Genomic DNA, 25,257 nt, shown 5'->3' with positions numbered 1-25,257 from the left:
ACTTGCATATCTGCCCCAAAACAATAATAATAGATTTAGTTAGAATTATTGCAAATCTAAACTACTAAGAGTGACTTAGTAGCGTATTTTATATGAAAAAAATCTTAATCTTTTTTAATTTAGTCTTTTTAATTGTTTTATCGGCCCAAACCGCTTTAGCTATGGGGCCAGTTAACAGAGGCACAGCTACGGCCGCCGCTAATCTTAGAGATCGGCAAGAGCAGTTTTTAGAGAAAAAAGAGCAAGTCCAAACTCAAATTCAGGAACATCGGGAAAGTATCCAAAATAAATTAGAGGAGTCACAACAAAACCGCCAGCAAAAACGTATAGAAATTGCTGAAAAACATCGAGAACAATTACAGGAACGATTTCAGAATTATATTACTAGGCTAAGTCAATTAATTGCCAAAATTCAAACTAGAATTACTAATGAAGTCAACAACGGCAAAGATATGACCGAAGCTCAGGCCAAACTAGATGAAGCTCAGGTCAAACTAGATAAAGCAACAGCTACAAGCAAAGAAGCTCAGGCTGCCTTTGCCGCTATTACTAGCAATGAAGGCCAGGATGAACAAATTCGTGCTGCCAGAGAATTAACAACACAAACTCGCGAACAATTTAAAGCTACTGTAGAGCTTATTCACGAAGCTATTGCTCAGCTTAAAATTGATGCCGGTATTATTAATTAACACTATAAATTTATGAAAAAAATTCTTTTATCTTTCATTCTTATAATTAGCCCTCTAATTCTAACTGCTTGTACTGCTCAACCAATGAAACAACAGGGTAGTCAAAACCAGAATCAAAATACTAATACTCAACAATCAATGAGCCAAAACTCAGAAGATCAAACTGAAAAGACAGAAGCAACGCAAGAACCAATTTCAGATGATACTTCTTTAAAAACTATTGAACAAGAATTGGATAATACTAAAATTCTGAATGAAGATTTTTCTGATTTAGAGTAAAAAGATTGGCAATTATTTTAAAATAGAGATCAAATATATTTTGATCTCTATTTTTTTGGCCAAATGCTCTTATAGTAAGGAATGTGCCAAAGCACATGAAACAGAGCAATCATAGTAAAAGCAATCCCGGTTTCTACATGCCAGAACAACATATTGAAAGGTAGGGGAATAACTAATCCATATGAAAGTCGTAGCACTAGTAAAATTCCTAAAAGTCCGGTAGCCAAAAAAGTGGCACTTAAAAAGATATTCCAAATCTGGCGATGTTTAATAGTAGAAATAATGTTTAATCTAGAGAGTACAAAAGTAACCAAATAGCTTCCTATTAAACCCAAACTAAGGAGCAAAAAATAGTAATTATTTTTAGTTTGCTGTTGAGTAGTTGTGGTCTGAACCTGAGACAAGGCTTGAGCGTTTCCTTGGTTTTGCTCCCACAAAGCTGTTGCAATAGTTTTGACTGTATTAGGCGAAAGACCATAGTTGTCATGCAAATAGATGAAGCTGGTGTTTGCCGAAATAGCCTTGATGCCAGTTTTTTCTTTTAAAGCGTTGATGAATTCATCAAGATTAAGCTGATAAAGCTGGGCAACTTCAGCCACAGTTTTGTATTTTAAATCCTCACCAGTAATTAACTCCATGGGGTCAACTCCACTCACAGCATTTGTGGTTTCGCTTGTACTACTAGTACTAATAGTAGTTTCTCTATCTTCAGGAGCTGGTTGACTATGATCGCAAATTCCATCACCGTCAGTGTCAATGTAACGGCCACAACTACCGGGATAGGGATCATTTTCTAAACCTTTCATACAATCATCCCACTGGGCATAGGCACTTGTAGGTAAAACTAAAAATATAATAGCGAAGACTAACAAGGTTATTTTTTTCATATACCAAAGAATAGTATGAGTTTTTGTTGAATATTTGTTGAGAAAATACAAACTAAAAAAGCAATGCTAAAATGAGTTTATGAAAACCGGCATTGCTAATCTACCTCTTCATGGTGGCAAAGCTCCTTCTTGGCTTTTCAAACGGATGGTAGCTTTGTCCCGGGAAATTACGATTTTTATTGTTAGTGAGTATGGCAGTCATGAATTTTTACGCCGGATTTCTCATCCGGTTTGGTTTCAATCTTTGGGTTGTGTTTTGGGCTTTGACTGGCACAGCAGTGGTCTGACAACCACAACTTGCGGCGCTTTGAAAGAAGGTATTAAAGGTTTAGAACAGGACCTGGGCCTGTTTATCTGCGGCGGTAAGGGTGGCACTTCCCGAAAAACCCCACAAGAAATTGCCAACTCTGGTAATAAGCAGTCACTTCGATTAATCAAAGCTTCAAAACTCTCAGCTAAAGTTGACAATACGGCTTTACAAGATGGCTTTCAGCTCTACCACCATAATTTCTTTTTTGATAAAAACGGTAATTGGGCCGTAGTTCAGCAGGGGATGAATAGTGAAACCCGTTATGCCCGCCGTTATCATTGGTTGTCTGATAGTTTGCAAAGTTTTGTTAACAATCCTCATCAAGCCATAGTTTGTAACACTAAAACCAAACCACTTAACTTAGTTGCAAAAAAAAGCCGCAGCTCCCGCCAAACTATAACTGAAATTAGCAAAGAAAAGCCAGATAAAATTTTGAAAGAGTGGAAAAAACTAGTACTTCTGGATTTGCCTAGTCGTCACTATATCAAAACTACTGATCTCAAACCTATCTATCTGGAAAAAGTACTACTACAAACCTACCAAGAGCAAGCTAAAACCTTTTCTGATGTTTTACTGACACCTAATCTTGGCCCTAAAACTTTACGGGCTCTAACGCTTTTAGCAGAAGTTTTAGCCGGAGCCAAGCCATCTTTTGAAGATCCGGTGCAATACAGTTTTGCTCATGGCGGTAAAGATGGCATTCCTTATCCAGTAGATAGGGAGCTTTATGACCAAAATATTGAAATTTTGCGAAAAGCGATTAGTAAAGCTAAAGTCCCGATTTCAGAGAAAAAGCGGGCAAGCAAGCAATTAGATTTATTTTATAGCTAATTTTCATATTTTTGATACAATAACTTCCTCTGCCTCAACTACTATGAAAAATAGAGAATTAGGAGAGACTTTAAGACCACATTCTGAAATTATAATTACTCCTCGATTAGAAGGGGATGCAACTGACGTTTTACCTATATTAGAGCTTATAAAGGTATTTAATCCTTCTTTGTTTAGAGGAAATCTAGGTTTAATTCAGGCATGTAGAAAAGAATGCACAACACAAGATTCACGCTGGATTACTCTTGTTTTGGAAGAAACTAATCTATGTTCCCAACTTGATAAATCTCAAATTATTAGAATTGTTAAAGGTCTTAAAAAAGCCCCAGACGGTTTAGATAGTGCTATTAATCTCATAGGTGGAAATTATCCTGCCAATGTTAATGAGATAGGTTTATCAACTTTTTACGCTGATGTCTTGGATACAAATTCAGACAGAAGTGTGTGTTTTATAACTTCAAATCATGGTCATGATGCTTACTTAGCCCATACTTTAGAACAAGCAGGCGTTGACCTTGGACAAGTTGGTTGGTTGGTTTTTGATAGACACCCAGATTTTTACATCCCAATAGGAAATACATTACCAGATAAAAGTAATTTTCTAAATATATTATTAGATCCTTTGGGTATTGGAGCTATTGGTGTTATAGGAATAAATCAAGAATTGATTCAACAAATTATTACTGGAAAATTAACAGCATCAACTGGTGAAGAACTTGATATTCTTTCGCTAGCCAAAGATGCTAAAAATCGTGGACAAGTAAATGACACAACCATTCATCAAGCTCAACTTGGTTTAATGCATAAAATATATAAATTTTATCAAGGAAGACTCAATATAGATCATAATATATTTGATACACAAGGCCAAACAACACAAGAATGTCTTACAGAAGCACTTTCAAGACAACTTCAATTATTTTCCCAAGCTGGAATTAGGCAAGTGTTTTGTTCTATATGTCTCGATGTTATTGATGATTTAGAAGCTCAAACAACAGCAATTGATTATAGTAGTTGGAATACAATACTTTTATTGGGAGTGCAGGATCTATATTGTTTATGGAATTCTTTAAAAGGACCATATTCCGATATTAAAACTTTTGCCCAAGCACGTCCTTCAGCTTTTAACAGATTCTTACAAGAAATTTCTCTTACAACACAAGCCCTCAGGCATCCTATTAAAGAAGCTCAAAACCTTGATTTAAATTTACATACTCGCACGCCTAGAGGAGTTACAAGAGAACAAATGATTAACCTTATGCAAAGCATGCAAACAATGTGTCATGCTTATAATTTAGAATTAGGAATTGTAGTAAATGGAAAGAGGATTATTGGGAGTATTAATGAATTAACAGGGTTAGATTTTGAAGGAAAAACAGCCAAATTAGCTTTTGATTGTGCTAGTTGTTTACTCCACAACTAAAATCTCATACTCAACTTCCCCGGCTGGAATTTGTACCAAAACTTTCTCACCTTTTTTCTTGCCCATCAAAGCTTGACCAATCGGTGAGTGACCAGAAATTTTCCCAGCTGAAGGATCTGATTCTTCTTTGCCCACAATTTGAAATTCTCGCTTTAGGGAACCAACTTGCACTGTAACTTTACAACCAAAATCAACAGCCCCGGATTTGCTGCTTTCCAAGATCACAGCATATTTGATCATGAGTTTAAGCCGGCCTAAACGCGAATCAATAGAGGAGAGTTTGGCCCGAGCTGCTTTATAGTAGCCATTTTCTGATAGATCGCCCATAGCCCGAGCCTCAGCTAAATCTTTGACTGCTCCAACCCGGTTTTGAGTCAGTTGCTCTTGCTCAAGCAAAAGCTTATCAAAACCTTCTTGGGTAAATTCGTATCTAGGAAGATGTTGTCTTGAAATCACATCTTAATTATAGTGTCAAAATAGCTAATAACCAAATATATGCCTAATTTCAAAATAATTATAAAAAGTAATTAAAAAAGACAATTTGAGACTTGGCAAGAGATTTAAAAACAAAGTAAAATGAAAAATATAGTTTCGTTGTCATTTTGAGCTTGTCGAGAAATCTTATTTAAAAGATCCTTCAACTTCGTTCAGGATGATAAAGTATTCTTGCATTATCCTATAATTATATTATAATAATTAGTCATATGATAGGCAAACGTAGTCTTTATCAAACCAATCGCTCAGAAAACACCCTTATTTGTATGGTGTTTGGTGTTGATTACCTAAAACACAAGGAGGCTACTGATTAAAAATTACCGTAATATAGTTTGATCAACAAAGCCTCCAAACCGGAGGCTTTTTTAGTGTGTTTGGAGGTTTGCTTGGCAAAATTATCAGCTGGGAATCTGATTTTTTGTCAAGCTCTTTGAAAGCTAAGAGATATTACACAAAGGAGGAAATTATGTCTAGACAAATTAAGCTTTACTATCTAGTCAGATTTTTGACTTCACTGCATTTTATGAGTGCGGTGTTGATCCCGTTTTTTACGCAGTGGGGTGGTATTAATCAATTCCAAATTCAGCTACTGCAAAGTTGGTTTGCTATCTGGGTAGTGATTTTGGAAGTGCCAACTGGTTTTGTGGCTGACCGCTATGGCCGAAAATTCTCAATGACTTTGGGATCAGCTTTATTTGCTATTGGCATGACCATCTACAGCTTGTTTCCCAATATTTGGCTATTTATGTTGGCAGAGTTCACCTTAGCATTAGGATTGGCGCTCATTTCAGGTGCTGATGAAGCTTGGCTCTATGAAGCCTTAAAAGCTGAGGGACATCAAGATCAAATGAAGCAAGTCACTGGCAAAGTCCAAGCTATTTCTATGTTTGCCCTCAGTTTTGCAGCTATATTGGGCGGACCAATAGCTTCGTCATTTGGCTTAAACGCGCCACAGCTTTTTACTGCTTCGGCCTGGTTTTTGGCTTTGCTAGTTATGGTCAAGTTACCAGAGTACAAGAACGGTCAATCAGAGATCAGATCGGCTAAGCAAACTATAGTTGAAAGCATCAGGTTGTTTAACAGCCACAGCAAGTTAAGACGGCTGAGTTTAAACCTAGTGTTAGTGGCAGCTGCAGCTTACTTTGTCATTTGGCTGTACCAACCATTGCTAAGCCAAATTGGTATCCCAATCAAGTACTTTGGTCTGTTTCATGCCGGAACCGTAGCTATTGAAATGCTGCTATCCTACAACTTTATTACCTTAGAAAAGTTGGTAGGATCGGCCAGTAAATACCTATGGTTAACTGCTGTTTTAGTTATGTTGGGATTTGTAGCTGGAGGCTTGTTACCTGGTAGTATTGGAGTAGTCTTATTCTTGGTCTTAGCTGGCAGTTTTGGCTTGACCAGAGTGTACTTTGCTACCAGTCATTTCCATGAGCTAGTCCCATCAGCTAATCGAGCTACCATGCGCTCAGTTTTATCCATGTACATCCGCCTGGCTACAGCTATTGCCAATCCGATAGTTGGGTTTTTAGCTACTAAGTCGCTAAACTTGACTTTGGTTTTGATAGCACTTTTGCCAGCCATAGTACTACTGGTTCCAAACTTGCGGAGTCCGCTTCGGGATGATTAATTTATAACCAAGCTGGTTGTATCCCAGTATAATCAGCTTGGTTTTCGCAATCTTTTTATGCTATTTATCTGCAATAGAATGAAGGTCAGCAATAAAATCCCTAAAAAAAGAGCACTGGTTTTTGCCGAATAAATATTAGCTAAACTACCAAAGAGATATGCTGTTAAAACATACGGAATATTTTTAAACATATTAAAAGTGGAAATAGTTGTGGCCCGATATTTTGACAAGGTAAATCTGTTTATAGTTATTGAACTTGCATTTTCAAATATGGCTCCAAAGCCATTTCGAACAAACAAAGTAAATCCTCCTAAAATGAGTCCGGCTATAGGAGAAACGATAAGGCTAACTGCAATAATAATACCCAACCCAAAAACAGTTTTTTTAAGTCCAAATTGTTTTATAAATTTTGGTGTCAGTTGTGACATAACAGCCGAAACTAAATAACAAATAGACCAAAAAATGGCTAGCTCTTGAGGAGTAAAACTAAATTCTACTGCTAAAAAATCATTAAGCATTTCACTGGTAATCACCACAATTAAACCAACTGAGAGCAAAAAGATAGTGATTTTTTTGGTTTCAATAGTTTGACTTAGCTGTTTTATGCCTTGTTTTGTTTGTAATATATAATTTCTCCAAGAAAATTTTTCAGAATCAATACTGGGTTCGTGTAAAAAGAAAGTTATAATAAAAGCAATTCCATAAGTAAAGCCAGAAGCTAACATTGGCAGTCTGAAATTAAGTGCGTATAAAAAGCCTCCAATAATTCCAGTCACAGCTGGAGCCAGCAGGTGAATAGACTTAATATTAGCAATCACTTTATCAAATGTATGTTCTTCTTTTGTTTCTAGTAAAGAATCATAAATCAAGGCTTCTGAGGTGCCTGATTCAAAAGTACCACCAAGTCCGGCTATAAAAACGCTGATTACTAATATTGGGAAATTAGGAGTCAAACCCATAAAAATATTACCAAAAGCCATGAGCAAAAATGCTACAGTTAAAGTTATTTTTTTGCCCAACAAGTCTGCAATAGCTCCAGTAGGAATTTCTGCTATTGTCATCGTTAGAATCAGAACTGTCTCAATTAAGCCAATGCCTGCATAATCGGTAAATCGTAAGTAGTAAAAAACCCAAATTCCCAACCAAAATCAGGAATTTTTTAAAAAAGCCAAAATATAAGCTAAGTAAATATTTTTTGACATAAAAGTATTGTAAACTGAGAAAAAATCAAGTCAAAGAAGAAAAAATTAATGTATATCTTTTTTATCATGCTTAAAAATCCGCCAATAAATAAACATTGGAATCAGTAAAAATATTTGTAATATTAATAGTGTACTTCTAGGATTTAGCTTATCTGCTATCAATCCGACTAAAACTGAAATGATTCCAAAAGCTAGTGATCCTAATAAAGAGTTAATGGAAGAAAGCGTCGCTCGTTGTTTGTCTGTAAATTCTTTTTGTAATAGAGTATTACTGGCTACTTCGCTCGAACCATAAAGTAAGGAAGTCATAGACATTAAAGCTGGTGAAAAAACATTGGCAATTAAAATTGCTAACGAGGTGATAATTCTACTAATTAAAGAGTTGGCAAATAAAGTTGGTAAGGCTTTAAATTTTTTAATGATTTTACCGGCAAAAAAGAAGCTGATTGATCCGCCTGCAAAACTTAAAGCCCTTGATATTCCTACAGCCCACAATGGCCAGAGAGAGTTTATAAAAACTGGATTAAAGGTGAAGCCTGTTTCTCCAAAAGCAAATTCTATTATTGAAGCTAAGCTTAAAAGCCGCAGCTTATAACTTTTTTTAAAAACTAGCAAAGCTTCTTTGAGATGATTAAATATATTCCCAGATTCAATTTTGTACCGTCTGATGTCAACTAGCTGAAAAGCAATAACGACTAAAAATATATTAGGTATCACAGCTAGCCAAACAACCAATTTCATAGAAATAGCAGCGATAATCCCACCAAGCACAGCACTAACTGCCAAAGCGGCTTGTTCTGTAGAGCTGACTTTACCCAGATACTCATCATAATCTTTTTCCTTGCCACTAGCTGCCAAACTATCATAAAGCAGGGCATCATTATTGCCACTGAAAAAAGCTCGTGAAAGAGCTTCAAACAAAGCGCCGATTATCAATACAGCATAAGAAAATCCCCAAGCATAAAAAATTGAAGAAAGTAAAATTGCAAAGCTTCCCAAAATAACGGTTTTGCGCCGGCCAATTAAATCAGAATATATACCAGTTGGAATTTCTAAAGCAGCCGCACCAATCATGGTAATAGAAAATAAACCCATCGCTAAAGCGTACGAACCTGTTAGCTGACTAAAATAAATCACAATGATTGCCCCATATAAATAAAAACCCAGTAGAAAATTAAAAATTGAAAGTAGAATGATATTTTTGTGAGCTTTCATATTATTTTTCCCCTACTATTAGCCTAGCAACTGGGAGCCGCTTGAGAATTGCTGCTAATATATACGAAAGTATAAAAACCATTAAAATCTTTTTAAAATAAGCAAAATAAAGAGCTTGTTTAATTAAATGAATTGCCATATGACCATAATGATCAACCAAGGTAATGACAGCTCCATGAATTAAATACATTCCGTACGATGCTTTAGAAATTTCAGCAAGAATATTTTTTATAAAAACTTTTATCACCAGGTTTTCCAGTAGTTGTTTTAACCCGAGCCAAAACAAAATTGTAGTTGCGATAATTGGTAATGAAAATGTATTCCAGAAATAATAACCACTTGTTTTTGCCCAAAAAATAGTTTGGCCAGAATTAAAGTGTTTAAGAGTTATGTAAAAGAAAATACTATTTAGTAAAACTATTACTAAAGCAATTCCTAATAATCCCCAGGCTGTTTTAGTCTTCAGCTTAATATTTTGTGATATGTAACCAAAAAGATAATAGTTTGTATAAGGCAAAAATAATAATAACGAAAAACCTGGTTCGCTTTTATCAAGCAAAAAATATAACAGAGTAGAGTAAAGAGATGCAGCTAAAAATAAACAAAATACCAATCGTGTTTTTTGTTTATTTGAAAATGTTAAAAACGGTTTTAAGCAAGGACTAATTGCATATAAACCAATAACTAAAACAATGAAATATAAAAAGCCTGAGGGACTAAAAAATAAATTATCTATAAAACTAGCAAAAGTAAAAGCAATTCCTTTCCATCGCCATTGCCACCACCCATAAAATGCTGTCCAAAAAACAAAAGGTATAAGTAAACGATGCAAAATTCGTTGCCAAACTTGGGCATAAGAAGAATTCACAACTTTTGGAAATGCCAAAGCCCCACTAAGTAGTACGAAGAATGGAACCGAGATTCTAAAAAGAGTATCAATAAAAACTACCATCCACCAAGTAGCTCCTCCTACATAATTGGTAACTGAAGTGGTAATTTCATCGCTATGAGAAATTATCACTCCTAAAATGGCAATAATTCTTAAAATGTCATAACTTAAGGTTCTTTTTTCCATAGGTATTAGTATAGCTTAGTTTTTATTTTCATATAATCTTCACCCCTATTATGTTATTTATGTAATATGAATTTTAAACAGCTCACACCAGAAGAAAAGCAAGTTATTGAAAATAAAGAAACTGAAGTACCGTTTACCGGCATATATGATGATTTTTGGAAAGAAGGGGCCTATGTCTGTAAACGTTGCCAAACACCCTTGTACCGCTCCAAAGATAAGTTTGATGCTCAATGCGGCTGGCCCAGCTTTGACCAGGAAATTCCCGGAGCAGTTAAGCAGGTTCCGGATTTTGATGGAGTTAGAACCGAAATAGTTTGTGCCAACTGTGGAGCTCATTTAGGCCATGTTTTTACCGGTGAAGGATTAACTTCCAAAAACACCAGACACTGTGTCAATTCAATCTCATTAGAATTTCAACCAAAAGGAGATAAGTAATGGCAAAAACTGAGCTAGCTGTTTTCGGCGCTGGCTGCTTCTGGTGCAGTGAGGCAACTTTTAAAATGGTTCCTGGCATTATCAAAGTCACTCCCGGTTATGCCGGCGGCAACATTGCTGAACCCAGTTATGATCTGGTTAGTACCGGCACTACCGGCCATACCGAGGTGGTGGAACTGGAATATGATCCTACAAAAATCAGCTACCAGCAGCTTTTGGATATTTTCTGGAAAATTCATGACCCAACCACATTTAACCGCCAAGGTAATGATATCGGTCCCCAATACCGTTCTATTATTTTATGGACTAATCAAAGGCAAAAAGAGTTAGCTGAGGCTGCCAAAAAAGAGCAGGCATCCCACTTTACCATGCCTATTGTGACTGAAATCAAACCTTTAGAAATATTTTACGGAGCTGAGGCAGAACATCACAACTACTTTGAAAAGCATCCTGATCAAGCTTATTGCAAAGCGGTGATTGTTCCCAAAATTGTAAAGTTGCAAAAATTTTTAGATCAATAATTCTAATATTTCCCAAAGCTAAAATTTTTAGTATAGTAGCTGTGATGATAGCCGATAATTTACAAGCTATATCTCCACTTGACGGCCGGTACCAAAGCAAAACTTCCCAGCTTTCAAAGTATTTTAGTGAATCAGCTCTAATTACCTACCGCATTAAAATAGAGCTTGCTTATTTGAAATTATTATCAAAATACCAAGTCATTAGACCTTTAACTTCTTCAGAACAGTCCTTATTAGATACTCTAAGTCAGCCCAATATTACTTATTGTCGGCAGGTTAAAAAGCTTGAGGAAGAAACTCATCATGATGTTAAAGCCGTTGAATATTTTTTACAAAAAAAATTACAAAAATCTTCATTGTCAGATATTATTTCTTTTTTGCATTTTGGCATCACTTCCGATGATGTCAATAATTTGGCTTATAGGTCAATGACCAAAGATAGCTTAAAGCAGGTTTTAATTCCTCAATTGCTCCAAGTTTTAGAAAACTTAAATACTTTGGCTTTGCGATATGTTCAAATTCCAATGCTAGCTCGCACTCATGGTCAGCCAGCTATACCAACTACCTTTGGCAAAGAATTGATACTTTTTGCCCTAAGGCTTCAACCTTTACTTACCAAACTCACTCGGTTTAAATTTGTTGGCAAACTAAATGGAGCCATTGGCGCCTATCATGCCTTAGCTTTTACCTATCCCAAAATCAATTGGCCTCAATTTTCTCAAGACTTTTGCAAGGAGTTAGACTTTGACTGTAATGAGCTAACTAGTCAGATCAATTTTCCTGATGATTTTTTAGAACTATTTAGTTTGTTCGAGCGTATTAATGGAGTCTTGCTTGACCTAAATCAGGACCTGTGGCGCTATATCAGTGATGACTGGCTTATGCAAAAAGGTAAAGAAAAATATGTTGGTTCCTCAACTATGCCTCAAAAAGTCAACCCAATTGAATTTGAAAATAGTGAAGGTAATTTAGTATTAGCTAATGGCTTTTTTGAAACCTTTATTCGTAAATTGCCCATTAGCCGTTTACAACGGGATTTATCTGAAAGCACTGTTTGGCGAAATGTTGGTTCAGCTTTTAGCTACTGCTTACTGGCTTACCAAAGTCTGCAAAAAGGCCTAGATTCGATTAGTGTTAATGAAAGTATTATGCAGCAAGCCCTCAATCAAAACTGGAATATCTTAGCTGAAGCTTGGCAGACTCTAGCTCGTACTACTGGTGATAGCAAAGCCTATGAAAGAGTAGCAGGGATTGCAAAACAGAAAAAAATAACTGCTAAAGATTGGCAACAACTAACCAAAGATTGTGATCCTAAACTAGCTAAATTAAAACCCGAAACTTACTTGGGTTTGTCAGTTTTACTAACTAGAAAGAAATCAAAACAGGTATCAATTTTTATAAATAACATGAAAAAGAGAGGCAACTATGTCTGATTTTTTAAACATATATCGACAGGTCTATAAACAAAATAAATATGTAAAAAAACTGCCAAAACAAACGTCAAATCTTTTTTTAAAAAATCGACCTAATTCTATAGCTATTGGTGGCGGTGCCATTGGAGATGAAGGGAAGGGGAGAATTGTTGATGAGTTGGTTGCTAATTTTTTGAAAAAACACAAAGAGGTCGTTGTGTATCGCGATAACGGCGGTGCTAATGCCGGCCATACCGTAGAAGTTGGTAATGTCAGAATTGCTTTACATCAGCTAGGGTCAGGTATTTTACAAAAAGGCTGCCATATTATGCTTGGTAAAGAAATGGTGCTTCATCCAGAGGATTTGATCACAGAAATTGAACTTGTGAAAAAAGCTACAAATAGTAAAAATTTGCCGGCACGTCTTTCAATTGATGAAATGGCTTTTTTGTGCCTAGATACTCACCGTGCTTTTGATGCAGTTTTAAAGCAGCGTGCCGACGGCTATCTTGGTGCCACTGGTAGGGGCATTTCTCCAGCCTATGCTGACGTGATTTTTCGCCATGCTTTACGAATCAGAGATTTAATGGCTCGTAACTGGAAAGATAAATTAACTAATCATTTCAAACTGTATCAGGAATGGATCAAGGGTATGAATTTTGATCTTGCCAAAATTGAAGTGCCGAGATTGACGGGAGAAGCGGTAAAAGTTGGCAGTTTAAAAATTTTCCTAAACCGGTTAGAAAAAACCAGAAATCAAATAAAACCATTTGCTACTTCTGTTTATGATTTAATTAAAAACCGATGGGAAAACAAAACTCCGATTATTTTTGAAAAGGCTCAAGCCTTAGGTCTTGATAAACGTTGGGGTGTTTATCCAGACGTAACAGTTTCCAACTGTGGTCTTGATGGCATTTTATCTTCAACTGATGGGGTTGTTGATCCAAATCAGATAGCTATTAAAACCGCTACCATTAAAACCACCTATACCTCTAGCGTTGGTTCCCGTGTTTTACCCACCCTAATAAAAACCAAGTTGGCAGCAAAAATTAGAGAGGATGCTAATGAGTATGGTGCAACAACAAAACGCCCGCGGGATATTGCCTATATTGATTTGCCGATGTTATCTTTTTTGTTTAGAGTAGGAGGAATTGAATATGTAAATATGACTCACTTAGACATTTGTTATCAAAATATACCCATTAAAGTTTGCATTGCCTACAAACAAAATGGTAAGGAAGTTGCTTACCGGCCTGACCAAAGCTATTTAGATACCGTCAAGCCAGAGTATCTTGAATTGCCATCATGGGATGGCAAAACCGTCAGTCAAGTCCGTTGTTATGATGATTTGCCCAAAGAAACTAAGCAGTATATCAGTTTTCTTAGCGCCTGTTTGCAAGCTAAGCCGTTTATGCTGACAGTCGGTCCAAAGCGGGAACAGACTATAAAATGTTACTAATTAATTAACTCATTTTTTTATAAAGCCAATATTCATCATTTTTTTCTTTAAGAACAAAATTTTGATCTATACATTTTTGCAATATTGGTAACTGTTGGTCGAACTCACCTCTATCTCCAAATTTCCATTTAGGATTATGTATTACTAATTTAGTATTACTGTTTAAAATTTGATTACAAATCATTTTTTCTTTTTGAAAATTTTTATTTGTAAAAAGATCAATTAAAGAATCATAATAAGTAGCATTTTTTCTTCCTGTCATTGCGTAAAATGGAGGTGAATAAAACAGTGTGTTTAAAATATAATCATTCCTAGAACTGTTTTGCTCAATAAATCTAATCACCGATTGCAATTTTTTTGCCTCATATTCGTTGCTAACCTGTAATGTCCCAAACTTTGCAGTTACGTTATATTGAGGAATTCTAAAATTAAAATAGTAGTGAAAAGCAAAAACATATAAACGCATTAAAAAAATGATAATAACTATATTCATTAATGATTTAAGTTTGCTTGTTTTAAGTTTTGAAAAAATGTAAATAAAAAGAAGTAAAAAAATAGAATTTGCATATACTAGGTGTTCAGGGTCTGGTTTACGAATACTTTTTAAAAAAACTAGTGTTCCCCAAATTAATAATAAATAAATAATTTCTTTTTTAATAAAATTTCTTTTTTTAAAAAATAATAAATAAATTGCTATTAAAATTGCCAAAAATGGCAAAGCATAAAGACAAACGGTCAGAATAAATTCGAAAAAAAATACCATGAATGACCAACTGTTCATAATGCCAAATTGGTTTAAAAGAGTTGAGAAAGATTTTTTTAAAATATCTAAACTAATAAAAATTTGATCAATATAATTTATATCCATCGTTGTCCCATGTTTTAGTCCTTTTAAAACTGTTTCCTGTATCATTGCAAAAAAGAATTTTTTATATAACCAAAAGTTAAAAGTAAAAATAAGAAATGTTCCTAAAATAAATGTCAAAATATTTTGCAATAATAATTTAATTTTCCCTATTTTTAGAACTAATAATGTAATTACGGAAAAAGCAAAAGCACCTGTTAAAAAAAATCTAAAATTAAAAGCTACCCCTACAAAAGAACCAGCCATAAATAACCAAAATCTATTTTCTGTAAAAAGATATTCATAAATAAATAAAAATGAAAAAAGTAAAAAAAACATGTAAATTTGTAAATCTCCCATGAAAAAAAACAGAATCGCCGAAACTGCTGCATAAATATTTTTTTTACAAATTAACTTCATTAATATAAAAACTGCTGATGAAACAAGACTTTTTATAAAAACATTAAATAATAAAATACTTTTTATTTGTAATCCAAAAATTTTATATACTAGTGCTGGAACATAAACTTCTCCAGGAGGAAATAAAAGCCAAAAATCTTTGTATGGAATTTGTCCATTAATTATTCTAAGAGGGTTTTGTATGTATTCAGCTAAATCATCTGATAAAGCTCCATGATTATAAAAGTCTATTTGAATTAAGATAAAAAAAGTAAATAACAAAAAAAACCAAAAAAAATTATTATTAAATATTTTATATTTTTTGAAAGTCATAAATCATAATTTTATATTTGCATTAATAGTAGCAAATAGTATGATTTTTAACCATAAATATTTAGCTTTTATGTTTACAGTTGGCCCCAAAGCGGGAACAGACTATAAAAGCTTATTAAAAACTAATCTCATAAATTCTTCAAACGGAGTGGTGAATTCAAAACCAGCTTCCCTTTCTTCTGGTGATAGTTTTATTTGCTCTATAATTTTTTTGAGTGGAACAACCTCTATGCCGTCAACTTCTTCAGGATTGTAACGTAGTTCTCCTAAAACAGACCTATCTATACAAATTGTTTTAATATGCATTTGCTTGGCTGGTATATTATTTTCTCTTATCTCACTATCAAAACATCTTGTTTCATCAAATTTTTCTATTGTAATACCTATTTCTTCAAATGATTCTCTTAATAAAGCGGTATCAGTCAAAGCTTCAAGTAAAGTTTGAGGTAAAGCAAATACATGATACATGTCTTGTTCATCAACATGGCCAGAAACTAAAAAAGTTAAACAATCTGGAAATTCTTTTTTATGTTTTGATCTTCTTTGTAAAACCACACAAAATTCACCATTTTCATCAGTTGTCGTTACAAATAATCCAACTATTAGTCGTGTAAGCTCTACATTACTACTAGCTTTAGCTCTATCAATAAAATCAAGATTGCCATAATCTAAAACTGCAACTCGTTCAGCCATAATATCCTTATATATAAATAAATATAAGCATTATAGCATTTTAGATTAATTTTTAAGCCTATAAAACTAATTACTAAACTATTGAAATATTGAGAGCAAATATTTACTTAGCAGTTTTATTTCGATTAACCACAATATGATCCATAGATACAGCATCAGGCTGTTGCAACATAAAAACTAAAATTTTAGCAATTTCAGCTGGATCCATAAAATTTGTGGTGTCTTTATCTTCACCAGATTTAGTAAAAAGTGGGGTATTCATACCACCGGGATAAAAACCTAAGACTTTAATATTTTTACCTTCCTCTGCCATTTCTTTTTTTAAACTTTCCGTAAAGCCAGTGACGCCAAATTTACTGGCAATATATACACTTTCATAAGCATGGCCACCTGTCATTAAACCGGAAGTCGAGGAAATATTGACAATAATCCCTGAATTTTGTTTTTTCAAAATTGGCAAAACTTGCCTAGTCAGTAAAATAGTTCCTATCAGATTAGTATCAATAATGTTTTTGATATCAGTAATACTGTGTTTTTCTAGTGGTGAATATTTGATAACTCCGGCACAGTTGATTAAAATATCGAGCTTGCCAATGTTTAATTTTTCAATTTCTTCAGCATTAGTTAGGTCGCAAACCATCGAAGAGGCAAATGGGGATTTAAGTTTTTTAACTGCAAGGTTAAGATTATTCTGATTTTTACCTAGAATAATCACTTTAGAACCCAATCTAATTAATTGTTTACTAATCTCAAACCCCAAACCAGAATTGCCTCCAGAAATAAGAATAGTTTTGTTTTTTAGGCTCATATATCTCCTTTTATTTACTAGTTTTGTTATAGAGGATAAATTACAAAATCGCAAGACTATTTACTTTTATATTGACAAATACCTTTACAATTAATACTTGACAAACTGACAATTAGCTTTACAATTATATTTACAATTATTTTACATATACTGCCATGTTTCAACCCCAATATTCCCTAACTAATCATCTTTTTAATAATGTTGCTACCTGTGAGCGGCTGTATGGTCAAGTTGAGGCTTTACGCCTCCCAAAACAGTTGGAATTAAATCTTAAACGTAATAATCTGATTGAATCAGCCTATGCTTCCAACCGGATCGAGGGTAACCCCATGACCTTACCTGAGGTAACTAATTTGATTCTTAATGACCGCATGCCAAGCAATCGTGATGAAAAAGAGATTGCTAACTATTTTGCCATGTTGGAAAAATTGGATAGTTATGCTCAAAAACCTTTCAGTGCCAAGCTAGTAACTGATTTACATCAGGAATTATTTGCTCATTTTGAAGAAGGAGCTGGCCGGCTTCGCAATGAAATAGTGGCCGTCAGCCGTTATACAAGAGAGGAGAATGGCAAAGTAAAGTTGAATATTAAACATATGCCTCCATATCATGCTAAGACCGAAATCAGACAAGCTTTGGAAGAATTATTGTCTTGGGCTAAGCAACAAACTGAATTACCAGTAGTAGTCAAAGCTGGGATTTTTCATCATCATTTTGTTTATATTCACCCATTTTTAGATGGAAATGGTCGGATTTGCCGGATGCTAACTGCCTTACTATTTATAAAAGCCGGCTATCGAATCAATAGGTATTTTATTTTGGATGATTACTATGATATTGATCGAAACCAGTATTCCGACATGCTGCACAGTGCTGATGATGGTGACAAAACTCAGTGGCTCGAATATTTTAGCGATGGAGTTAAGTACTCACTTCAAAGTGCTTTAGCTAAAGCTCAAACTTCATTGCAAACACTACACATAGCTCAACGACCAAGCACTAAAGAACGGACAGTTTTGGATATTATGATGAAATATCCAGAAACTACTTCAACAGAAATCGCTGGACAGTTACAAGTTTCGAGACAACAAGCTCATAACTTATTAAGTGGTCTGGTGGAAAAAGGGTTAATAGAAAGAAAGGGAAGTACAAAGTCAAGCTACTACGTACTAAAATAATTTCCTATATTACAGTATGACTACAGCAAGTTCGGAACTTTCTACTCAGGAAGTTGGACAAGAAAACCAATGGACAGAAACAACCATTGTCAAACATTATTTAGATCACAATCTACCTCAACAGATATCCAGTGTTATTGAATCTGTCTTGGATTTCGGCAATGAGCCAGAGTTAAGAAATGAGTTAGCAAGATTAGTTGTTCAAGAAACCAGAAAATACATCACTGATACTAAGCTTTCCGAAGAAGTTAAACATATAGCTCATGAATTTTTGGATTATGGTATTGAAACTTCTCCAGAAATTTTATTGCACTGTTTGTCAGTTGCGTTTACTGCCCGAGATTTTTGCATGCAAGTTAGCCAAGGTTTAGATTTTTCTCCGAACCAAGCTTTTTTTGCTTGTTTGGTTCATGATTATGGTCGATTTGAAAAGAAAGTTATTGAACTCACTACTGAGGGAAATTCTATTTGGAATGGTACTTTGAAAAAACCAAGATTAAAATTATCAGACCCTGAGTGGGCAATGGTTACAACTCACCCTCAAAGGGGATACGAGATTATAAAAACAAAAGCTCAGCAATTGGGCATTGAAGACGACCCAACTATACAGCTTGCTTTACATTCCACTTTACTTCATCAACGCTGGTTTAATCCGCCTGAAGAAATTGTAGAGAAAAACAGATCATATCCCAATAATGAAATATTGGCTGATCTTGGTTTTAATCCTAAAGAAATACCTCCTATTGTCTTATTATCCACACTTGCTGATGTATATTGCGCTAGATTAGATCCTTTTAGACATTTTTATCAAAAACCTCAATCTCCAGAAGAAGCTATCGCTGCTATGACAGACGATTTGGGTACTCATTTTGATCCTGAATTGGGAAAGGCTTTTTTAGACTGGAGAAGCTCTTTTTAAATTGCTATAACATATCCATGACCAGCCAAACCCATGATTTGGCAGCTCTGACTGCCCTCAATCTTTGCATCGTTATTCTTACAGTTCCCAGTATGTCTATTGCTACGGCTTTTGTAGCTGTTTGTGCTTGTTTTATTGGTGGACTGATCGCAGATTTGGACAAACCTACTGCTAAAATTTGGGATAAATTACCAGCTGGTAATTTACTAGGCCGAGCCCTACAACCATTTTTAGGAGCTCATCGACATCTATCACATTCAGCTGTGGGGCTGGTTTTATTTGGTTTGGCAGCCAGCTATATTTTAAATCTTATTAGTCCGGTTTTATTAGTTGATATTACTATTGTGTGGTGGGCTTTTATGATTGGACTAATTTCTCATATTATTATGGATCTGTTAACTTCAGAAGGTGTGCCACTTTTATTTCCTATTGATATTCATTTTGGAATTCCACCAATCAAATTTTTGAGAATGAAAACTGGTAGTTTTTGGGAAAGGTATTTGGTCAAACCTGGACTTATTGTTGCTAATGCCTATCTACTTTTTGCTAATTTAGACAGATACGTTCAGTTTTTTCACAGTTTAGGAAAATAATTATTTTGCATATACTTATGGCCCAAACGATTTACTTTGTTCGTCATGGTCAAAAAGAAAAACATCCAGGCGATCCCAGTCTAACTGATCTGGGAATTAGACAAGCTAAAGCAACAGCCAATTATTTTAAAGATAAAACAATTGATGCTTTGTACTCCAGTCCTTTACTAAGAACTAAAGAAACTGCCCAATATATAAATGTAAACTTTGGCTTAAATCTTATTATTGAGCAAAGACTCTATGAACGGCTTAATTGGGGAGATAGAAAAGGAGAGACGTTTGAAGAATTTTGGCAGCTGTGGCAGAAAACTGATTTAGATCGAAATTTTAAACCACCTAAAAGCAGATCATCAAATCAAACGGGAAGAGATGTATTGGAATTTTGCAATCAGGTTTTAGCAGATAAAAATATCAAATCAATATTAATGGCTACTCATGGCGGTACCATTGGTGATTTTTTGAGAATAGTATTTGATAATAGTTTGTTACCCACTAAAACTAATCCCGAAAACCAAGCTCAATATATTGAAGTCAATGAATGCTCAATTACTGAAGTTGAAAAACATGGTTCAAACTATATTTTGAAAAGGCTTAATGACACTAGTCATCTTATTTAATTTTCTTTTTGCCCAAACTTTCAGAAAAGCGCAACAAGTATCCGTCTGGGTCATTGACTAATATTTCCCGGCAACCGTACACTACTTTTCCAGCCTGATACCAGCTGTCTTTAATGCCACGGATAAGGGGATACTCATGTTGTTTTAATGATTTCATAATGGGGTTAACACTTTCAGTATCGATTTGAAAATTGATGCCCCGGCCAAACGGGTAGTCCAGATTTTCTTTTTCCTTTTCACCGGGCACCAGCTCCTGAATCATCAGCTGGCTACCCTGATAGGAGAGAAAGGCAAAGTTTGGGTGCTCTCGGCTATACTCAATTTTGAAACCGATAATGTCCACATAAAATTCTAGGCTTTTTTTGAGACTGGAAATATACAGTTCTGGTAATAACGGTAGAAATTTCATAGCTGTGTTTTATTTTTTATAGTTTGAGTTTTTAATCTGTCCTACTCCAAATTCTAACAAAATAGTTGTGAAAAACAAATTGTCATGAAGGCTAATTTTTACGCTATACTACTATCCAAGTATTTTACCTATTTCTATGATTTCAGTAAAAGATCTTTCATTTTCATACCGGGAAAAGCCAATTTTTATTAAAGCAAATTGTATGGTGGGTAATTGCCAAAAAGTCGGCTTAGTCGGCCCCAATGGTGCCGGTAAGTCTACGCTGTTTAACCTCCTGATGGGAAGGGAGTTTCCGGAAGAAGGTACGGTCACTGTTCAAGGTAGCGTAGAACTAGTTTCCCAGGAGGTAAAACGTGACAAAATTTTGGAAGGAAGTTCTACTATACGAAATTATCTTGATAGTAAGTATCAATACCAAAACGCAGAGCTAAAAAAAATGCTGGTTGGGCTGGAGATGGCCGACATAGATCTTGAAAAACCGCCCCACAAACTAAGCGGCGGTCAAAAAACTAAACTCGCTATTATAAGGGCTTTGCTTTTGGAGCCGGATATTTTGCTCCTGGATGAGCCAACTAACTTTTTAGATATAGCCGGGAAAAAGTGGATCATGAATTTTTTAGCCCACTATCCCAAAACCATTCTCTTGGTATCTCATGACTTGAACTTGCTCGACCAAGCCATTGATAAAGTTATTGCTATTGACATCCATAAACATACTTTAGAAGAGTATAAGGGCAATTATTCAAATTTTGTAAAACGTAAAAAAGAACGCGATGATTTACTTAAACGTCAAATCCTTAATGAGCAAAAACATATTGCCCGTATGAAAGAGGGTTTGCAAAAAATGGCACGCTTTAAAACTGACCGAGGAGTTAAACAACGTACTCAGCTCAAACGTCGTATTGAAAAATTGGAAACTTCACTGCCTGATTTGCCTCAAGAAGTCCAGCAGATCAAACTGAATTTACCGGAGCCAAGCCATGTCGGGGCCATGCCTATTATGATTAGAGGAGTTTCCAAATCCTTTGGCACCACTGTCGTTTTAGATAATGTTTCTCTATCGATTGCAAAAGGGGAGCGGATAGCCCTCATTGGCCCTAATGGCGCCGGAAAAAGCACTTTAATTAAAATTGCTTTGGGGCTTCTTACTCCAGATTCAGGAGAGATAATTAAAAATAATAATTTAGACATTGGCTATTATTCTCAAGAATTTGAAGTCCTGGATATGGATAAAAACCTGTTTGAAATAGCTCAAGAACAAGCTCATTTGAGCGAAGGCAAAATTCGCTCAGTTTTAGGGAAATTTATGTTTTCCCAATCAAAGGTATTTCAAAAAATCGAAACTTTATCAGGTGGTGAAAAAACCAGATTAGCCATAGCTTTAATTCTGCTTAAACAACATAACTTGCTCATCCTAGATGAACCAACTACCTATTTGGACGTTATGTCCCAGCGGGTCATTTTGGAAGCTTTAAAAAAGTACCAAGGCGCTATGTTGTTTGTTTCCCATACACCTGAATTTGTAGAAGGTTTACAACCCAGCCGAGCATTACTGTTACCACAAAATAAAATCAGGTATTGGGAAAAAGAATTAGCTACTCTAGCTGGGGAAATATAAAATTTGAATTATTGGAACTGATTAGTTTTTAGCCAATTGTTTCCGTCTTACCATCAACATAATTGCAAATAAAAAGTTAATTCCCAACCAGGAAATAGGATATAGGGCAGTAACTATAGAATAGGTTTGTAGAGCTATAAGCGCTAAAGCAAAACGGACAGTATTCAAAAAATAAAATGACAACGTTTCGCTATACGGTTGATTCCATGATTTTCTGATGGTTGGAGCAAAGCCAAGCAAATCAACACTTGTAGCTAAAATTGTAGAAAGCACAGCTTGCTTAGCTAGCAACCATAAAGCTAAAGCAATAATTGCCAAGATGAGAAACATAGTATCGGCAAAAATTATTTTGACCTGACTTTTGTAGATAAATCCAAGAGCAATCACAACAATACACATCAAACCAGCAGCTAAAGTTACAAATGAGCCACTCCCAGCTCCGCCACTAAATTGCAATGCAAACACCAATAAAGTAACAAATCCCCATAAAAACCAGCTATATAAATGTGGCTTAGTCTTACCTTTGATAATGTCTTTACTGTAAGGAATGTAGCCAATAAAAACTAAAATGGTTGCCAAAATGCCTAGAAGATTTTTAAGCTCAGAAAGAGAGGAAAATAGTAACATGGATAATTTTATTTTACATAATTTTTTGTGATTGGATATATATAAATTTGACAAAATAAATTTTCTTTTTTGCCTAAATTTATCAAAGTTTGATAAATCCCAACTTTCGTTTTTCAAGGTGTAAATTTCCAACAAATACGTAATAATTAAGCTATATGGAAATTACTGATGAAATAAATGTTGTATCAGAAAGCAAGAAATCTGAACTAAATACAGTTAACTATGAAAGCTCTGATTCTACTCAAATAACTAGCAGCGAATTTTCTGTTTCAAATAAAAAAAACCTTTTAATTAAGGTGGGTTTACTAGCAATTTTTTTAATACTGTCTACTGGTTTGATTATTCTTTACGTAAAAAATAAAAAGAGTGGGGGGATAGATAAAAAAATTCAATCCAATAATGCTTCAGTCCAAGATTCTAAAAAAACTGCTTCACATTCAGGCTCATTTGCTGATTTAATTCTTGAAGATGTTTATCAACCAAGCTCAACTTCATCACCAACACCGAGTCCAAAATCAACAACCACTCCTGCAGCTACCACCATTCCAAAGCCAACACCTACACCAACTCCAATTCCAGACGATATTGAACTGACTAACCTGTATATCAGTAACCAATATAATTCCCCCAATGATTCCACCAGCTACAACTCTAATGGTGATCCAGATATTCAAACTTTTGAAGAGCGTAGGGGACCAAGCGGCATTATAGCTTCTCAGTCGTTTAAAAATAATGGTCCAAACCCTCTGAACAACATTAAATATCAGCTTTGGATCAATGGCGAATTTATCAGCGAAACTATGACTGAAACTATTAATCCCTTTGAGGTAAATAATGTCAATGGCTTTTATAGTTTACCTAGTTCTCCAGGAACATACATAGTTGAAGTTAAGGTCAACCCAGATCATACCGTCCCTGAAAATAATTACAATAATAATAATATGAGCAAAAAATATATCGTGATAAATGATATAACTCCACCAAATATTATGGGTATTAATACTACTCGTGACAATGTCAATAAGCAAACCTGTCTTAGTTTTGGTTTCAATGATAATATTTCTGAACCAACTGAAATGAAATATTATGAAAAACTAGATGCAGAAAATTATCATGAAATAAGCTGGGATCACTCAGTAGAAACTGGCTATCGTCGTTGTCTTTCCGGCCCAGCTGGTGAAGCCCATAGCTATCATCTCAAAATCACAGATAAACGAGACAATACTGCTGAAAAAACATTAAATTTTGAACTGTATGCATTTTAATCCTAGTAGTTCTATTGTATTTTAGTATATAAATTTACGTTTAATCAGCAAAATTCACATTCCTCAATCCAAATACTGTTTTTTAAACCAAAAGTTTGCGTTGCTAAGTTTCTACTCGCTATAATTTTACTAAACGTTTTATGGCTAAAAAAACATATCTTCAGACATTTTTGCAAAACCAGTTTTACCAGAGATTAATAGTTTTTCTAGGTCTCTACTTGTGTATTATTCCCTTATTACTTACATTATTAACGCCCATTTTTCATTTAGATCAGTACGCTCGGTTTGCTTACCCTACGGTTATCAGCCCTATTATCTTACTTATTATAGTAGCGGTATATAGCCCAGAACTGAAAGATTTTAGATTTATTAAACAGCTAAATCAAACTTTATCTTGGGGAATTTTAAGTTTAGTTTTTTTGGGAGTTTATTTAGAGCTTTACCAGGTTGTGGCTTGGCTTTTAGTGCATTACAATTTTTCAGCTCACTGGTTTCATTTGCTTTTAGTGTATGGGGTTAAAAATCTTTTTTATCTTAGTTTATTTCTGAGTATTTTTGGTTTTGCGTTTTTGCGTAAATTTTACATTTTAGCTATTCAATTTTTGGCATTTAATATTATCTATTACGGTTTGTTTTTTATACTGTTTCCATATTGGGAATATCTAGCTAAATGTTCAGCTTTAGTAGCTGCTTTTTTACTAAACTTAGTTTTCACTCAGACTGAAATTATTATTGATGGCACTAATGTGGCCTTAATCCTGCATAATTTTAACGTTGGTATCGGGGAAGCTTGTGCTGGTACTATGCTGATTTTGCTTTTTGCTACACTGTATACGGTTTTTTGTTTTATCAAACCGCAAGCAGTTCAAATTCCCAAAGCTATATTTTTCTTGGTCATTGGGAGCTTTGGCGCCTTTATGTTAAATAGTTTGCGGATTTTTTTGCTTATGGTGATTGGTCAAAGCAACCCTGACTTGGCCATGAGCTTATTTCATGACCATGCTACTTGGATATTGTTTGTAGTTTATTTTTTGGGTTTTCTAAAAGGAACATACCAATACGTAACCAAATAGTTTATCCAATTCTCA

General features: G+C 34.7%; 26 protein-coding genes. 16 read left to right on the top strand and 10 right to left on the bottom strand.

The window, feature by feature from the left end; translation table 11 throughout:
- The first annotated feature begins 92 nt into the window (after positions 1-92).
- Positions 93-689 (top strand): hypothetical protein, encoded by a 597-nt coding sequence (locus GYA49_04775; GenBank protein ID NMC36331.1) that lies wholly within the window; start codon positions 93-95, stop codon positions 687-689.
- A 12-nt stretch (positions 690-701) separates the two neighbouring features.
- On the top strand, positions 702-968 hold the full coding sequence (locus GYA49_04770) for a hypothetical protein (GenBank protein ID NMC36330.1): 267 nt from the start codon (positions 702-704) through the stop codon (positions 966-968).
- A 47-nt stretch (positions 969-1,015) separates the two neighbouring features.
- Here GYA49_04770 and GYA49_04765 read toward each other — a convergent pair whose 3' ends face one another.
- Positions 1,016-1,855: a hypothetical protein gene (locus GYA49_04765; GenBank protein NMC36329.1), complete on the bottom strand. Its 840-nt coding sequence runs from the start codon at positions 1,853-1,855 to the stop codon at positions 1,016-1,018.
- A 79-nt stretch (positions 1,856-1,934) separates the two neighbouring features.
- On the opposite strand from GYA49_04765, the gene GYA49_04760 reads away from it, so the two are divergent.
- On the top strand, positions 1,935-2,996 hold the full coding sequence (locus tag GYA49_04760; GenBank protein ID NMC36328.1) for a DUF763 domain-containing protein: 1,062 nt from the start codon (positions 1,935-1,937) through the stop codon (positions 2,994-2,996).
- Between the two features lie 43 nt (positions 2,997-3,039).
- A complete protein-coding gene (locus tag GYA49_04755) occupies positions 3,040-4,419 on the top strand; it encodes a hypothetical protein (GenBank protein NMC36327.1) in 1,380 nt (459 codons plus the stop codon).
- Here GYA49_04755 and GYA49_04750 read toward each other — a convergent pair.
- Complete coding sequence (locus GYA49_04750) at positions 4,405-4,875, bottom strand: transcription elongation factor GreA (protein ID NMC36326.1); 471 nt, start codon at positions 4,873-4,875, stop codon at positions 4,405-4,407. The two genes, GYA49_04755 and GYA49_04750, sit on opposite strands and share 15 nt — an antisense overlap.
- A gap of 505 nt (positions 4,876-5,380) precedes the next feature.
- Between GYA49_04750 and GYA49_04745 the strand changes: the two genes are divergently transcribed.
- Entirely contained in the window at positions 5,381-6,547 is a 1,167-nt protein-coding gene (locus tag GYA49_04745) for an MFS transporter (GenBank protein NMC36325.1), read from the top strand.
- Positions 6,548-6,579: 32 nt separating this feature from the next.
- On the opposite strand, the gene GYA49_04740 is transcribed toward GYA49_04745, so the two are convergent.
- The 3 genes from GYA49_04740 to GYA49_04730 form a co-directional block, all read right to left on the bottom strand.
- Positions 6,580-7,689 (bottom strand): MFS transporter, encoded by a 1,110-nt coding sequence (locus tag GYA49_04740; protein ID NMC36324.1) that lies wholly within the window; start codon positions 7,687-7,689, stop codon positions 6,580-6,582.
- A 105-nt stretch (positions 7,690-7,794) separates the two neighbouring features.
- Positions 7,795-8,964, bottom strand: a complete 1,170-nt coding sequence (locus GYA49_04735; protein ID NMC36323.1) for an MFS transporter — start codon at positions 8,962-8,964, stop codon at positions 7,795-7,797.
- A 1-nt stretch (position 8,965) separates the two neighbouring features.
- Positions 8,966-10,039 carry an acyltransferase family protein gene (locus tag GYA49_04730; GenBank protein NMC36322.1) on the bottom strand — a complete coding sequence of 358 codons (1,074 nt, stop codon included), beginning with the start codon at positions 10,037-10,039 and terminating at the stop codon, positions 8,966-8,968.
- Between the two features lie 66 nt (positions 10,040-10,105).
- On the opposite strand from GYA49_04730, the gene GYA49_04725 reads away from it, so the two are divergent.
- From GYA49_04725 to GYA49_04710, 4 genes are read left to right on the top strand one after another with little or no spacing between them, the layout of a single operon-like run.
- The gene (locus tag GYA49_04725) at positions 10,106-10,474 is read left to right on the top strand and encodes a methionine-R-sulfoxide reductase (GenBank protein NMC36321.1); all 369 of its coding nucleotides are present in this window, start codon (positions 10,106-10,108) and stop codon (positions 10,472-10,474) included.
- Complete coding sequence (msrA, locus tag GYA49_04720; protein ID NMC36320.1) at positions 10,474-10,995, top strand: peptide-methionine (S)-S-oxide reductase MsrA; 522 nt, start codon at positions 10,474-10,476, stop codon at positions 10,993-10,995. Before GYA49_04725 ends, msrA begins: the two co-directional genes overlap by 1 nt.
- Positions 10,996-11,039: 44 nt before the next feature.
- The gene (purB, locus tag GYA49_04715; GenBank protein ID NMC36319.1) at positions 11,040-12,428 is read left to right on the top strand and encodes an adenylosuccinate lyase; all 1,389 of its coding nucleotides are present in this window, start codon (positions 11,040-11,042) and stop codon (positions 12,426-12,428) included.
- A complete protein-coding gene (locus GYA49_04710) occupies positions 12,421-13,866 on the top strand; it encodes an adenylosuccinate synthetase (GenBank protein NMC36318.1) in 1,446 nt (481 codons plus the stop codon). The genes purB and GYA49_04710 overlap by 8 nt, the downstream gene beginning before the upstream one ends.
- A gap of 4 nt (positions 13,867-13,870) precedes the next feature.
- Here GYA49_04710 and GYA49_04705 read toward each other — a convergent pair whose 3' ends face one another.
- From GYA49_04705 to GYA49_04695, 3 genes are all read right to left on the bottom strand, one after another.
- Entirely contained in the window at positions 13,871-15,442 is a 1,572-nt protein-coding gene (locus GYA49_04705; protein NMC36317.1) for a hypothetical protein, read from the bottom strand.
- A 102-nt stretch (positions 15,443-15,544) separates the two neighbouring features.
- A complete protein-coding gene (locus GYA49_04700; GenBank protein NMC36316.1) occupies positions 15,545-16,135 on the bottom strand; it encodes an NUDIX domain-containing protein in 591 nt (196 codons plus the stop codon).
- 103 nt (positions 16,136-16,238) lie between these two features.
- Positions 16,239-16,943: an SDR family oxidoreductase gene (locus GYA49_04695; protein NMC36315.1), complete on the bottom strand. Its 705-nt coding sequence runs from the start codon at positions 16,941-16,943 to the stop codon at positions 16,239-16,241.
- 155 nt (positions 16,944-17,098) lie between these two features.
- On the opposite strand from GYA49_04695, the gene GYA49_04690 reads away from it, so the two are divergent.
- From GYA49_04690 to GYA49_04675, 4 genes are read left to right on the top strand one after another with little or no spacing between them, the layout of a single operon-like run.
- Positions 17,099-18,121, top strand: coding sequence for a Fic family protein (locus tag GYA49_04690; GenBank protein ID NMC36314.1), 1,023 nt, complete (start codon positions 17,099-17,101; stop codon positions 18,119-18,121).
- Between the two features lie 16 nt (positions 18,122-18,137).
- The gene (locus GYA49_04685; protein NMC36313.1) at positions 18,138-19,040 is read left to right on the top strand and encodes an HD domain-containing protein; all 903 of its coding nucleotides are present in this window, start codon (positions 18,138-18,140) and stop codon (positions 19,038-19,040) included.
- Between the two features lie 17 nt (positions 19,041-19,057).
- Positions 19,058-19,633, top strand: coding sequence for a metal-dependent hydrolase (locus tag GYA49_04680; GenBank protein NMC36312.1), 576 nt, complete (start codon positions 19,058-19,060; stop codon positions 19,631-19,633).
- Between the two features lie 17 nt (positions 19,634-19,650).
- The gene (locus tag GYA49_04675) at positions 19,651-20,250 is read left to right on the top strand and encodes a histidine phosphatase family protein (GenBank protein ID NMC36311.1); all 600 of its coding nucleotides are present in this window, start codon (positions 19,651-19,653) and stop codon (positions 20,248-20,250) included.
- On the opposite strand, the gene GYA49_04670 is transcribed toward GYA49_04675, so the two are convergent.
- Positions 20,243-20,659 carry a VOC family protein gene (locus GYA49_04670; GenBank protein NMC36310.1) on the bottom strand — a complete coding sequence of 139 codons (417 nt, stop codon included), beginning with the start codon at positions 20,657-20,659 and terminating at the stop codon, positions 20,243-20,245. The genes GYA49_04675 and GYA49_04670 overlap by 8 nt on opposite strands.
- A gap of 136 nt (positions 20,660-20,795) precedes the next feature.
- Here GYA49_04670 and GYA49_04665 point away from each other — a divergent pair, with 136 nt between their 5' ends.
- Positions 20,796-22,277 carry an ABC-F family ATP-binding cassette domain-containing protein gene (locus tag GYA49_04665; protein ID NMC36309.1) on the top strand — a complete coding sequence of 494 codons (1,482 nt, stop codon included), beginning with the start codon at positions 20,796-20,798 and terminating at the stop codon, positions 22,275-22,277.
- 21 nt (positions 22,278-22,298) lie between these two features.
- On the opposite strand, the gene GYA49_04660 is transcribed toward GYA49_04665, so the two are convergent.
- Entirely contained in the window at positions 22,299-22,904 is a 606-nt protein-coding gene (locus GYA49_04660; GenBank protein NMC36308.1) for a hypothetical protein, read from the bottom strand.
- Between the two features lie 155 nt (positions 22,905-23,059).
- Between GYA49_04660 and GYA49_04655 the strand changes: the two genes are divergently transcribed.
- Positions 23,060-24,169, top strand: coding sequence for a hypothetical protein (locus tag GYA49_04655; GenBank protein ID NMC36307.1), 1,110 nt, complete (start codon positions 23,060-23,062; stop codon positions 24,167-24,169).
- 140 nt (positions 24,170-24,309) lie between these two features.
- A complete protein-coding gene (locus GYA49_04650; protein NMC36306.1) occupies positions 24,310-25,242 on the top strand; it encodes an exosortase/archaeosortase family protein in 933 nt (310 codons plus the stop codon).
- Positions 25,243-25,257: the final 15 nt, after the last annotated feature.

This window comes from Candidatus Beckwithbacteria bacterium (genome assembly GCA_012797845.1).
In the GTDB taxonomy this organism is placed as follows: domain Bacteria; phylum Patescibacteriota; class Microgenomatia; order UBA1400; family UBA1449; genus JAAZOH01.
This window is presented reverse-complemented; position numbering and strand designations above follow the sequence as displayed.